This window comes from Gracilibacillus saliphilus, from assembly GCF_010994085.1.
GTDB lineage: Bacteria > Bacillota > Bacilli > Bacillales > Amphibacillaceae > Gracilibacillus > Gracilibacillus lacisalsi.
In genome coordinates, this window is the sequence record NZ_WJEB01000011.1 from 24,605 (window position 1) to 37,887 (window position 13,283).

Consider the following 13,283-nt stretch of genomic DNA (forward strand, 5'->3'; position numbering starts at 1 on the left):
TGCTATTACTTATTTGTTCTAATAAACTTTATCTTATACTTGATTCAAATCTCCCAATATTTATCTGGGATAAACCTCTCATTTTTTGAGTTTTTATTGTGCTTTTTCATCGAGTAATATATAATCCTTTATGTTAGCGTTTTCATTAGTGAATTTATGTAGGGGGTAAACACATGGTGACCTTTTTCGTTTCAATCGTGTTATTGATCGTTGCCTATTTTACGTACGGTAAATTTGTTGAAAAAACTTTCGGAGTAGATCATGCACGGAAAACACCTGCTATCGCAAACCAAGATGGTGTTGATTTTGTTCCGATGAAAAAACAAAAGAATGCGATGATTCAATTACTTAATATTGCTGGAACAGGTCCAATATATGGTCCAATTATGGGTGCTCTTTTTGGCCCAGTAGCATTTATTTGGATTGTACTTGGTTCGATTTTTGCTGGGGCTGTTCATGATTATTTGACCGGCATGATTTCGATTCGCAACAAAGGGGCGCATATACCTGAACTTGCCGGGAAGTTTTTAGGGAAAATTCCCCGGCATTTGGTTAATGCCTTTGCATTACTGCTCCTTCTTCTAGTCGGAACGGTATTTGCTACCACATCTGGATCACTACTTCATATTTTACTAAATGGTCATGTAGCATTATGGATTATTTTAGGTGTTATCTTTCTTTATTTCGTGTTATCAACGATGCTACCAATCGATAAGATTATTGGTAACATTTATCCTGTCCTTGGTGCTATCTTGTTAATCGGGACAGTTGGAGTTGGTATTGCGATGTTCACGTCTGGAAATGGTTCAGCTATTCCGGAATTGTCATTTAAAAACATGCATCCAGAAAACCTAGCCATATTCCCGATGCTATTTTTAACGATTACGTGTGGTGCATTGTCAGGATTTCATGCGACACAGTCTCCACTTATTTCCCGTACAGTGCAAAAAGAAGCACAAGGTCGTTATATTTTCTATGGAATGATGGTTGCTGAAGGGGTTATCGCGATGATTTGGGCAGCGGCTTCCATGAGTTTGTTCCACGGGCAAGAATTAAATGACCTGATTAATGCTGGTACCGCCTCTGCTGTCGTAAATGAAGCATCGACAACTCTGCTTGGCGCAATTGGAGGGACTATTGCCGTGTTAGGTGTTATTGTTCTTCCGATCACGTCTGGTGACACCGCTTTCCGTGCTGCAAGATCCGTTATTGCGGATTATATGAAGTTAAATCAAAAGAAAATAATGAATCGGTTAGTCATTGCATTACCTTTATTTGCCGTGTCTATCATTTTAACGCAAATTGACTTTAACATCTTATGGCGGTATTTCTCCTGGGCAAACCAATCAACTGCTGCACTTGCCCTATGGATTGCTACCATGTACTTACTGTTGAAAGGTAAAAACTATTGGATTTCACTCGTTCCTGCACTGTTCATTACGGATATGGTATTTGTCTATATACTAAATGCACCAATCGGTCTTAATCTATCATTGCAAATGTCACATATCGGGGGTATTATTCTCACCGTGATCTTTGCTGTTTGGTTCTTTAGAAAAGCAAAGCTCAATAAATCAGACAGGATTGAAGCAGACTTGCAAAACGCTGCATGAACATTCAAACCCCCGCAAATTCTTATACACAGAATTTACGGGGGTTATTGATTCAGTCATGTTTGTCTAAATCAGTTGCTACAGTACTTTCGACAAAAACGCTTGAGTTCTTTCGTTTTGCGGATGATTAAATAATTCATCTGGTGTTCCTTGTTCGACGATAAAACCTTCGTCCATAAAGATTACGCGATCGGCAACTTCCTTGGCGAAGCCCATTTCATGTGTCACAATAATCATCGTCATACCCTCTTCGGCCAAATCTTTCATAACCTGAAGGACTTCTCCGACCATTTCAGGGTCTAAAGCCGAAGTAGGCTCGTCAAACAACATAATGTGCGGTTCCATGGCTAAAGCACGAGCAATAGCTACCCGTTGTTTTTGCCCGCCAGATAAGTTATCGGGATATACCTCGGCTTTGTCTACCAATCCAACTTTATCAAGTAACTGTGTTCCTAATTCATTTGCTTCTGACTTTGTTTTGCCTTTTAATTTTTTTGGTCCCAACGTAATGTTTTCCATTACCGTCATGTGCGGGAACAGATTGAATTGTTGGAACACCATTCCCATTCTCTGGCGCAACTCATTAATATTAGTTTTGGGAGCAGTAAGGTTGTCCCCCTCGATCAAAATATCGCCACCTGTTGGTTCCTCTAACAGGTTCATACAACGTAATAGTGTACTTTTCCCTGAACCTGAAGGACCGATAACACACACTACTTCTTGTGATTGAACATCAATATTTATATCTTTCAGAACCTCTAATTTACCAAATGATTTCTTAAGATTTTGTACTTCAATCATTCTCATGCTACATCTAATCTCCTTTCAAGCCAACGAGCGAATAGGCTTAATGAATAAATAATGACAAAATATAGTACTCCAACTGCGAATAATATTTCGAAAGCACGGTAATTAGCTGCATAAATCGATTGGCCAGATAAAGTAAGCTCGGCTAACCCAATGGCAGAAAGGAGTGATGTATCTTTAATACTTACTATAAATTGGTTGACAATTGCGGGGATCATGCGCTTTATTGCTTGAGGTAAGATGATTAAACGCATCGTTTGGGCATAAGAAAAGCCAATTGTTCTTCCGGCTTCCATTTGTCCTTTATCGATAGAGTTTATTCCAGCACGGAAAATTTCTACTAAATAGGCTGCAGCATTGACCGTTATCGCAATCACACCTGCGGAAAATGCTGTTAAATCGATATCGATTACACTTGGCAAACCAAAATAAATAAATAATATTTGAACGAGTAATGGTGTTCCGCGAATGATATCTACAAAAGCCGTGGAAAATCCCCTTAAGATTTTACTCTTTGTTATACTAAAAACACCTAATATCAATCCAATAAACATGGCGAGAATAAGTGATATAACTGTAATTTCTATTGTTACACCCATCCCTCTTAATAGAGTGGGTAATCCTTCAAGAATAACCTCTATAGTTTCCATAATAACTGGTATCCCTCTTTCTTTTAGAAAAGCGCAGAGCACCCATTTAGAAACGTAGTGACTGGAGTGAATCAACTGAGATAAAGGAATCACGGTGAGCTTGCGAGCCGATGATGACTTTCACCTAAAGGTATAAGTGCGACTAAGCCTCTGGTTTCACCAATCGGCAAGTCTTCTTTATCGTAGGGCGATTCGTGAAGTCACCTAGTTTCTGGGCGCTCGGAGCTAGACATCTACGCTAATTTTATACTTTCTTTTAGAAAAGGTGTGACTAGAAGCGCCACACCTTTTTATTGAATCAGAATTTTTACGTTAATGATTATTCAGAAAAATATTCGCTATAAAGCTCGTCAAACTCACCACTATCTTTGAGCTCTTGAAGACCAGTGTTGATTTTTTCCACTAGTTCTTCACTTCCTTTAGAAATGGCTACTCCATAGTCCTCACTTGGGTACTTATCACCAACTAAGCGAAGCTCGGAGTCTTCCCCATCCTGGTTGATTTTATAGGCAACACTAGGATAATCATTAATGACCGCATCGGCATTACCGTTTTCTAATTCCATATACATGGTCGCATCGTCTTGCAGTTTCGTTACCTCACCGTTATATTCTTCAGCCAGTTCGTTGGCTAATTCCAAACTGGATGTCCCTTGTTTTGCTACAATAGTTTTGCCTTCTAAATCTGCTTCTTCTTCAATATCACTATCTTCTAACGTAATTAAAGATAAACCAGATTCAAAATATGGATCGGAGAAATGAACAACTTCTAAACGGTCCTCTCTAATTCCGATAGCTGATACGGCTGCGTCGACTTGATTAGCTTGAAGTGCTGGGATAATACCATCAAATTTCATGATCTCCCAGTTAACAGCTAAGTCTGCCTTCTCAGCAATTGCCTCCACTAGCTCTACGTCAAAACCTGTTAATTCGTCATCTACTTTATATTCAAATGGTGGATAGTCTTGCACCACAGCAACGGTAATCTCTTCTTTTGTTTGATCCGAAGCGTTACTATTATCTTCGTCACCTGTCCCACACCCTGCTAATGCAAATGTAATGATACCGACTAAAGCAATCAAGACCATCTTATTAGCGAATGTGTCCATCTTTTGTTTATTCATCAAGAATAATCCTCCCACAAAATTTATTTGTTATCACACGACTCTATCTATTGTATCGATATATTTAGATAGATCCAAATTACAATAATATTTGTTTATCATGATATGTTCATGTTTAGTCAGTTATGATGATTTATATGGTAGATTTTGCAGATATCCTTAGAGAGAGTTAGATATACTGTCATATCCTCTAATATTGCATTAGGAATAGATATAACGTTTTCCTCCAATTTTTCATATTTTACTTTATAGAGAAATACTATTAAAGAAAGAGGTGATAGTGAATAACACGGTAAGACTCACAAAATGCTCTAAGTTTACTATTACCAACGAAATGGATACAATAATTGCAAAAGGGAGAGTGATATAAATGAAATATATGAATACCTGGAACCTAGAAACAATTTTCTCTGGCGGTACGAAATCCCAGGAACTACAAACGAAATTAACCGATATACATAAACATATAAATGAATACCAATCACTATTAACTAACTGGAATCATCACCCAAAATCAGTAGATACATTTAAAACAATCTTACATAAACAAGAGACTATTGAAAATGGATTATCCCAAGCTGCGACATTTGTACAAATGTGGCATGATGCTTATATGAATGATGAACATGCCAATGTTGTAAAAGGACAAATTATGGAATTGTATAGTGAGGTACAAAAGGCTACCAACACCTTTACGAAACAAATAGTTGAAATTGCAGAGGATGATTGGCAGCAACTATTAGCAGATAAAGATTTAAGTGAAGTTGCTTTTGCTTTAAATGAAATGCGGAATAATGGAAAGCGTCTACTATCTGAAGACGAAGAAGAGCTAATTGCAGAGCTGAATAAAGATGGTTTGGCAGCATGGAGCGATTTATATGATACAGTCGTTTCGATTATGACGATTCCATTTACGGATGATAAAGGGAACACTACCGAACTATCTGTAGGCCAAGCGATGAATAGAATGTATGCTGATCCAGATCCTAAAGTGAGGAAGCAAATTTTTGAAAATTGGGAAGCGGCCTGGTCAAAGAATGGCCCGATTTTTGCTGATATTTTAAATCATTTAGATGGCTATCGGATTACATTACAAAACAAACATCAATATCAACACCACTTAGAAGAGCCTTTAGAATATAATCGGATGACCGAAGATTCTCTAAATGCGATGTGGTCAGCCGTTGCCAATAATAAGCAGCCATTCCTTGATTTTATCAGTCAAAAAGCAAAGCTATTAGGTATGGAGAAACTAGGTTGGCAGGATGTTGATGCTCCAATTGCTTTAGGTGATGTGAAGCCAACCGATTTTACATATGATCAAGCTTGTGACTTTGTCATTGATAACTTTGCCTCCTTTGGTCCAACACTTGCTGATTTCGCCAAGCATGCATTAGAAAATCGTTGGGTCGAGGCCGAGAATAGACCAAATAAGCGACCGGGTGGATATTGTACGAGTCTTCCAGAGTTCAGTGAATCACGTATTTTTATGACATTTACTGGTTCATCCTCTGATACAAGTACTTTAGCACATGAATTAGGTCATGCATTCCATAGTCATGTGATGAAAGATCTGCCAGCATTGAATCGAAACTATGCCATGAATGTCGCAGAAACAGCTAGTACGTTTGCAGAAACAATTATTAATAACGCAACGATAAAAAACGCAAAGTCTGAGAAAGAAAAGATCACCTTATTAAACACGAAACTAGAAAATGCTACAGCCATGTTCATGAACATTCATGCTCGTTTCTTATTTGAAAATGCTTTCTATCAAGAACGTGCCAGAGGGTTTGTGTCGGAAAAACGATTAAATGAATTAATGGTGGAAGCACAAAAGGAAGCATATGGGGATAGCTTAGCTAACTACCATCCACACTTCTGGAGTAGTAAGTTGCACTTCTTTATTGATGATATACCATTCTACAACTTCCCCTATACATTCGGATTCTTGTTCAGCTTAGGCATCTATGCGAAATACTTAGAATCCCCTGAAGGATTCGAAGAAAGATATATTGCCTTATTACGTGATACTGGGTCAATGGAGGTGGAAGATCTTGCAAAGAAACATCTTGGTGTGGATATTACGAAAGAAGGTTTTTGGGCAGCTGGTATTCAATTAATGGCGAAGGATGCTGAAGAATTTATGCGATTAACAGAGAAGATCGAGCATTAATTCATTTATCGTTTTGCATTTAGTGGAGATACAAAATCATTTTCAATTTGTATCTCCACTTTAATAATCTTTATATCTTCGGTCCCGCCTCCACAATGGCTTGTGATACATTAGAAAACCGATTAAAGTTTGATGAGAACTTTTCTGCTAACTCTTGTGCTTTCTTATCATAATCATTTTGGCTTCCCCAAGTTAGACGTGGGGTTAAGATTTCTGTCGGAACGCCGGCAATCATGTCAGGCACATATAGACCAAAATGGGAATCTTGCTTATAATTGGCTTTCTCCAGATCCCCATTTATTGCTGCTCGAACCATCGTGCGAGTGTAAGTTAAATTTATTCTTTCACCAACTTCGTATGATCCACCAGACCATCCTGTATTCACAAGATAGACACGTACATCATGTTCAGCGATTTTTTTACCGAGCAACTCAGCATATACAATTGGGTCAAGTGGAAAGAACGGCTCACCAAAGCAAGTAGAAAAGGTCGCTTCTGGCTCCGTGACACCACGTTCCGTACCAGCAAGCTTCGATGTATACCCAGATAGAAAATGATACATTGCCTGCTCTTTCGTTAGTTGCGATATAGGTGGAAGTACACCAAATGCATCTGCTGTAAGAAAAATAATAACTTTCGGATGGCCTGCAATACTAGGATTAACCGCTCCAGGTATATTTGCAATTGAATAAGCTGCACGTGTATTTTCCGTATGCGTGCTATCATCAAAATGCAACTGACGGGTATCTCGATCAATTGCTACATTCTCTAGAACGGAACCATATTGAATAGCATCCCATATTTGGGGTTCTTTTTCTTGTGAAAGTCCGATACACTTTGCGTAACAACCACCTTCAAAATTAAAAACACCACTCTCTGACCAACCATGTTCATCATCGCCAATCAAATATCTTTCCACATCTGCAGATAATGTTGTTTTTCCTGTTCCGGATAATCCAAAAAACAACGCCACATCCTCTGAATTATCTCCCCTATTAGCAGAGCAATGCATTGGTAAGATACCTTCGAAAGGGAGTAAATAGTTGAGCACACTAAAAATAGATTTCTTCATCTCACCTGCATAAGCAGTACCACCAATTAACACCGTTTTTCGCTCAAATGAGATAGCAATAAAGGTTTCAGAGTTTAATTCATCTTTGCTAGGATCTGCTTTTAAGCCGGGTAGACAAATCACAGTAAAATCAGTTTCCTGTTTTTTAGCGTCCAAATCATTCTGTTCAATAAATAGCTGTTGGGCAAACAAGTTATGCCATGCAAACTCATTGATAATACGGATAGAGAACTTATGCTTTGGATCTGCACCAGCCGCTCCTTCAAATGTAAATAACTCCCGTTCAGACATATAGGCTAACGCTCTTCGATAAAGGGAATCAAATGTTTCTTGAGACATCGGCTGATTAACTTTTCCCCACGTTACGTGTTCCTTTGTAATAGAATCGGCTACAATATATTTATCCTTTGGTGATCTACCAGTAAATTCCCCGGTATAAGCATGTAGTGCCCCTTTTTCCGTAAGCATTGCTTCCTTGTGGGTAATTGCCTTCTCCATTAGTTGGGACACTGATAAATTTCTGTTCAAGTTTTCTAAATGGAAATCGTCTATCGTATTAAGCTCTTTCACTCATCTCATCCCTTCTATTCACTTGGTACTAAAAATTGTGTTTACAGTACTACACAAACAATGGAATTAGTAGTCCTGCAAGTAATAAAATTAATGCCCCGCCTAAGCGTGAAGAAATTTGGGCAAATGGCATTAGATCCATTCTTTTTGCTGCAGAAAGCACGGCCACATCCCCTGTACCTCCCATATTTGCCATACAAAGACCTGCTGTAATTGCTGCTTCTATTGGATAAAAACCAACCAATTTTCCTAATAACGCCGCGCCAATAATTGCACCTAGTATAACCCCAAAAACTGTTAAAATATATTGCAAAGTTAATGCCTCTAATACGGTACCTAAATCGGTATAAGCAACACCAATACCAAAAAGTAAAGCAAAAGTCCAATTTCTGGCTACGAATTGATACCATTGACTAGCACCATCGATAACCTGAGGCGGAATAATATTTGCAATTTTTGCGACTGCTACAAGAATTATCATAATCGCATAGGGATGTAATGGAATGATAGCTCCTAATAGGGAGCCAATTGAAAAAAAGGATAGTGCTGCAAGTAGGCCAGCACCCATCTTCTGAATATCGTATTTTAACGTTGGTTTTTCATATGTGAATCCTTTTACTAATTGTCCATTACCAGTTAGCGAGGGGTATATTTTTCCAATTTTATCTAATAGACTTGCTAATACAATAGCAAATACATTTCCTAATGCTAGTGCTGGCACAAGCATCGAAATATAATAACTCGGATCATTTCCCAGTAATTCGGAATAAACTTGACTCATCGGAACTGCTCCAGCACCCATTCCACCACCCAGAATTGGCATTGCGATGACTAACACTGCATCTTGAAGTGTAAAACCAATAAGAGAACCAATCAATCCAGTAAGTGCCATTGCGCCTAGAACGGCTCCACCAATAGGAAGGAAATAACGCAAGCCTACTTTCATTAATATTTTTGAGTTCATTCCTAAAATACTACCTGTTATTAAGGCGGCAATATAAAAGTTTAAAAAACCGCCAGATTTCATAAATTCCGTTATAGATGTTGTGATTGTTTCTGGAAGTAGCCCACTATATACCATATAAGCGGAACCGAATATGGCGACTATAGCTCCACCGCCAAGATAGCTATTAACAATTGGCAGACGATTTCCTATCTCTCCGAATAACTCACCTAGTACAATCATAACGAGCAAGCTGCCAATCATTCCTACTGGCAAATTGCCGGTATACATACATGTAAGCGTAATTGCTGTAAATATGGAAAACCAAATTATTGGAATATTAAAGATAGTATATGTGTTAGCCACTTCAAGAGGGTGTACATTTGTATCACTTTTTACAACCGTTTTATTTGAGTAATCTTTAGCTAATTCCGTCATGAAACTTCCTCCTCATCTTGCTTTGAAGCCAGGATTTTAAATGTACCTGAACTTCTCCTCTTCTTTTTGGTAGATGTCATTTTCACCGCCTTCTTTGTTATATGTTTTGTCATTCACTCACCAAGCGGATAAATCGCTTTCATTTTCGGTAGCCAATGTTAATTGATATTTATATATCCTATTATTTCTTTTGCTAAATGAAAAGTTTATAAAACTAATGAATTTTTTTTGTAATTAAAAAAAGTATGACTCAAAAACCTCCTGTTTTTGAGTCATTTTAAATAAGTATCTAATATTTCGCTATGTTCTTTATACGAATACTGATAAACGGGTCTACCAATCCCATAGGTTAATGTTTCTTCCAATACATCAATCTTTACTAAAAACATAAGATACTTCCGCACAGAAACTCTCGATATACCTGTTGATTCCGCAATCTCATCTGTTGAGAAAGTTTTTGCTTTTTTGATCGTGTTAATGATGATTAATAGCGTACTTTTCGTCAATCCTTTTGGCAAAGCCTTGTTTTCCATCACTTTTTCTTTATCAGAATTTAATAATTTTTGGTCTAATTCTAGCTGATTCAATTTTTTTCTTTGATGTAATAATTCAAACTTTTCTTTGTAGCGCATTAGTGCTTGTTTAAAACGTTCAAATTCAAACGGCTTGATTAGATAATCAATTGCTCCATGATGCAATGCGGATTGAATATTTTCAGTATCCGTGGCAGCTGTAATTAAAATAACATCAATCGGTATCTCCTTTTGACGAATAGCGGACAACATTTCAAGTCCATTATCCCCTGCCATATAAATATCTAGTAGCACCAAATCAATGCCATGTTGCTTTTCTTCCATTTGTTCCATCGCTTCTTCCACGGAATAAGCAATATCTACTAATCGATAGCCTTCTACCATGCTTAGGAAGCGTTTATTAAATTCCGCTACCATTGGGTCGTCTTCTACTATTAACACTTTAATCGCCATCTTGCATCCCATCTCTCATAGCAGCATAGTCGAGCACTACGTTAAATGTAGTCCCTCTTTTATTAGTGGACATTTTTAATTCCCCATTTAATTTTTCAATACTTTGATTCATTAAATAAAGACCGAAACCTCTATTTGAACCTTTCGTGGAAAATCCTTTCTTGAAAATTTTCTCTGTATTTTCTGCAGAGATTCCTGGTCCTGAATCAGATACTATTATGGATAATTTACCATGATTTTTCTTCAACTGTAATGTAATTTTCTTCTCTTCACTAGTGGTGAGCGCCTCTATTGCATTATCAACTAAGTTTCCAATAATGGTGATCAGCTCTTGACTCGTTTCTAAGCTAAGTGCTTCATCAATTCGTGAATCGTTGGAAATTTTAAACGTTACATTCCGCTCTCTTGCATAGCTCATTTTACCTATCAGAAAACCCGCAAGTACTGGATCCTTGATAGTTTTGGTAATCACTGCAGCTTCCTGATTGTTCATATCAATTATTTTGCGGATAAATGGCAATAATTCATCATAAGCTCCCATTTGAACCATACCAAGTATAACATGAAGCCTGTTCATAAATTCATGTGACTGTGCACGAAGCGCCTCAACATAGGTTCTAACACCTGTTAACTGTTTTGCCAATTGATTCACTTCGGTTTTATCTCTAAATGTAGAGATTGCACCTACAACCTTATTGTTAACAATTAACGGCTCACGGTTGGTTAGAATAGATATTCCATTTAGCGTCTGTTCCTCATTACGTTCTGATTCCCCTGTCTCAATGACACGATCCAGTTTGGTATTTGGCATATAATCTGTTATTTTCATGCCAATGGGCTGATCTGACAAACCAGCTTTTTTAAACAAATGAAGTGCTGATTTATTTACTAATGTAATTCTTAAATCATCATCGACAGCTAAGATGCCTTCATGAACAGATTGTAACATGGTACTCCGTTCTTCCAAAAGCTTTGATATCTGATAAGGCTCCAGACCGAATAACATTCTTTTTATATATTTAGCAAGTAAAAATGCTCCGATGATCCCGACAATAATACCGAGTAAGCTTCCTTTCATAATATTTTGGTGGCCTTGTGACAAAGCAAATTCCACATTGTCTAGTGAGATTCCAACCGCAACAGCACCGATTTGGTTTCCATTATCATCATATATCGGTGTAAAAGATCTTAAAGAATCCCCGAGTGTACCTTCAGATACTGATACATACTCCTCTCCTTGGAGAACAGCCTTTTCATCTCCTCCTTTGAAGTACTCGCCAATCATTTCTGGGTTAGGGTGGGTATATCTAATGCCCTCGATGTCCATAACAACGACAAACATCATTTCCGTTATTGTTTGGACTTCTTGTGTATATGCTTGAATAGCTTCTGTTTTCTCTTTTTGTAATAGGCTTGCTTTTACAATCTCAGATTTGGCAACAGTCCTAGATACAATCTGTGCCTTCTCTTCCTGATTATCCCTAATCCGCTCACTAGTTGTATTGCTGATGAGCAAATCTGTAACTAATAAAGAAAGTAAAACAACGATACAACCAAACAATGTAATAATAACACTCAATTTAAACGGTCGCTTCACCACATCACCCCATTTTCTATTAAGGATTATAGCAGACATATGTCTAGATTTGATATAAAAAAAGTCGACTGATTGCCAAACAGTCGACTGATTTAAATACTTTTATTTAGACATAGCAACTCTTCTAGCTACTCCTGTATCTATTGCTGCATTTGAAACTGCCTGTGCCACTGCTGGTGCTACCCGTTCATCAAAAGGTGCCGGAATCACATAGTCTTTAGACAACTCCTGTTCCGAAATTAATGAGGAAATCGCAAGTACGGCTGCTTTCTTTATTTCCTCATTGATATGTGTTGCATGTACGTCTAATGCCCCTTTAAAAATTCCTGGAAATGCAAGCACATTATTTACCTGATTCGGAAAATCTGAACGCCCAGTTCCAACCACTTTAGCACCAGCAGCCTTAGCATCTTCCGGCATAATTTCTGGTATAGGATTAGCCATCGCAAAAATAATTGGATCTTCATTCATGGTGGACACCATTTCTTTAGTTAAAGCACCCTCTACCGATACGCCGATAAATACGTCTGTACCTATAATAGCTTCCTCTAATGTACCTTCTACACGATTGACATTAGTAATTCTCGCGATCTTTGTTTTAAGTGGGTTCATTCCATCAGGTCGTCCTTCATAAATGGCGCCTTTAGAATCACATAGAACAACATCTGAAACGCCAAAATAATTTAATAATTGAACTATCGCAATGCCAGCAGCACCAGCACCATTAATTACCACTTTAATGTCTGTCATTTTTTTATTCACAAGTTTAAGTGCGTTTACTAACCCTGCTACAGTTACAATTGCCGTCCCATGTTGGTCATCATGAAAAATGGGAATGTCCGTTTCTTTTTTCAAGCGTTCTTCAATTTCAAAACATCTAGGAGCTGAAATATCTTCTAAGTTAACTCCTCCAAAGGTTGGCTCTAATAATTTCACTGTATTAACTATTTCATCCACATCATTTGTATTCAAACAAATCGGAAATGCATCAACACCTGCAAAGTTTTTAAATAAAACAGCTTTTCCTTCCATAACAGGCATTGCTGCTTCTGGCCCAATATTTCCAAGCCCTAATACGGCAGATCCATCTGAAATAACTGCAACAGTATTTCCCTTCATTGTATAATCAAACACTTTGTTGTTGTCTTGATAGATTTCTTTGCACGGTTCCGCTACTCCCGGTGAATAGGCAAGGCTTAAGTCATACATATTGCGAACTGAAACCTTAGCACTTGTTTCTAATTTTCCTTTATTGTCTCGATGCATTTGTAATGATTGTTCCCGTAGTATATCCATCGTTGGTCTCTC

At 37.7% G+C, this 13,283-nt stretch carries 10 protein-coding genes; 2 read left to right on the plus strand and 8 right to left on the minus strand.

The features are described 5' to 3' along the window. The first annotated feature begins 173 nt into the window (after positions 1-173). Positions 174-1,613 carry a carbon starvation CstA family protein gene (locus GHT08_RS10575; protein ID WP_163581379.1) on the plus strand — a complete coding sequence of 480 codons (1,440 nt, stop codon included), beginning with the start codon at positions 174-176 and terminating at the stop codon, positions 1,611-1,613. A 78-nt stretch (positions 1,614-1,691) separates the two neighbouring features. On the opposite strand, the gene GHT08_RS10580 is transcribed toward GHT08_RS10575, so the two are convergent. The 3 genes from GHT08_RS10580 to GHT08_RS10590 all read right to left on the minus strand — a co-directional run bounded on the left by GHT08_RS10580 (position 1,692) and on the right by GHT08_RS10590 (position 4,193). Beyond that, positions 1,692-2,414 (minus strand): amino acid ABC transporter ATP-binding protein, encoded by a 723-nt coding sequence (locus GHT08_RS10580; protein ID WP_153833878.1) that lies wholly within the window; start codon positions 2,412-2,414, stop codon positions 1,692-1,694. A gap of 2 nt (positions 2,415-2,416) precedes the next feature. After that, a complete protein-coding gene (locus GHT08_RS10585; protein ID WP_163581380.1) occupies positions 2,417-3,070 on the minus strand; it encodes an amino acid ABC transporter permease in 654 nt (217 codons plus the stop codon). A 319-nt stretch (positions 3,071-3,389) separates the two neighbouring features. Next, the gene (locus tag GHT08_RS10590) at positions 3,390-4,193 is read right to left on the minus strand and encodes a transporter substrate-binding domain-containing protein (protein WP_238343547.1); all 804 of its coding nucleotides are present in this window, start codon (positions 4,191-4,193) and stop codon (positions 3,390-3,392) included. A 370-nt stretch (positions 4,194-4,563) separates the two neighbouring features. Here GHT08_RS10590 and GHT08_RS10595 point away from each other — a divergent pair, with 370 nt between their 5' ends. Further along, positions 4,564-6,369 (plus strand): M3 family oligoendopeptidase, encoded by a 1,806-nt coding sequence (locus GHT08_RS10595; protein ID WP_163581382.1) that lies wholly within the window; start codon positions 4,564-4,566, stop codon positions 6,367-6,369. Between the two features lie 70 nt (positions 6,370-6,439). Here GHT08_RS10595 and pckA read toward each other — a convergent pair whose 3' ends face one another. The 5 genes from pckA to ystJ all read right to left on the minus strand — a co-directional run bounded on the left by pckA (position 6,440) and on the right by ystJ (position 13,271). Continuing rightward, positions 6,440-8,011: a phosphoenolpyruvate carboxykinase (ATP) gene (pckA, locus tag GHT08_RS10600; protein WP_163581383.1), complete on the minus strand. Its 1,572-nt coding sequence runs from the start codon at positions 8,009-8,011 to the stop codon at positions 6,440-6,442. A gap of 49 nt (positions 8,012-8,060) precedes the next feature. Continuing rightward, positions 8,061-9,392, minus strand: a complete 1,332-nt coding sequence (locus GHT08_RS10605; RefSeq protein ID WP_163581384.1) for a 2-hydroxycarboxylate transporter family protein — start codon at positions 9,390-9,392, stop codon at positions 8,061-8,063. Positions 9,393-9,664: 272 nt separating this feature from the next. Beyond that, complete coding sequence (locus GHT08_RS10610; protein ID WP_163581385.1) at positions 9,665-10,378, minus strand: response regulator; 714 nt, start codon at positions 10,376-10,378, stop codon at positions 9,665-9,667. Beyond that, complete coding sequence (gene dcuS / locus GHT08_RS10615) at positions 10,368-12,014, minus strand: DcuS/MalK family sensor histidine kinase (protein WP_163581386.1); 1,647 nt, start codon at positions 12,012-12,014, stop codon at positions 10,368-10,370. Before dcuS ends, GHT08_RS10610 begins: the two co-directional genes overlap by 11 nt. A gap of 63 nt (positions 12,015-12,077) precedes the next feature. Continuing rightward, positions 12,078-13,271: an NADP-dependent malic enzyme gene (ystJ, locus tag GHT08_RS10620; protein ID WP_163581387.1), complete on the minus strand. Its 1,194-nt coding sequence runs from the start codon at positions 13,269-13,271 to the stop codon at positions 12,078-12,080. Between the last annotated feature and the right edge of the window lie 12 nt (positions 13,272-13,283).

Bases quoted from the DNA above. Each gene is read 5' to 3' on its own strand.
- GHT08_RS10575 (WP_163581379.1), top strand. From the start codon at position 174: ATGGTGACCTTTTTCGTTTCAATCGTGTTATTGATCGTTGCCTATTTT.
- GHT08_RS10580 (WP_153833878.1), bottom strand. From the start codon at position 2,414: ATGATTGAAGTACAAAATCTTAAGAAATCATTTGGTAAATTAGAGGTT.
- GHT08_RS10585 (WP_163581380.1), bottom strand. From the start codon at position 3,070: ATGGAAACTATAGAGGTTATTCTTGAAGGATTACCCACTCTATTAAGA.
- GHT08_RS10590 (WP_238343547.1), bottom strand. From the start codon at position 4,193: ATGAATAAACAAAAGATGGACACATTCGCTAATAAGATGGTCTTGATT.
- GHT08_RS10595 (WP_163581382.1), top strand. From the start codon at position 4,564: ATGAAATATATGAATACCTGGAACCTAGAAACAATTTTCTCTGGCGGT.
- GHT08_RS10605 (WP_163581384.1), bottom strand. From the start codon at position 9,392: ATGACGGAATTAGCTAAAGATTACTCAAATAAAACGGTTGTAAAAAGT.
- GHT08_RS10610 (WP_163581385.1), bottom strand. From the start codon at position 10,378: ATGGCGATTAAAGTGTTAATAGTAGAAGACGACCCAATGGTAGCGGAA.
- dcuS (WP_163581386.1), bottom strand. From the start codon at position 12,014: ATGTCTGCTATAATCCTTAATAGAAAATGGGGTGATGTGGTGAAGCGA.
- ystJ (WP_163581387.1), bottom strand. From the start codon at position 13,271: ATGGATATACTACGGGAACAATCATTACAAATGCATCGAGACAATAAA.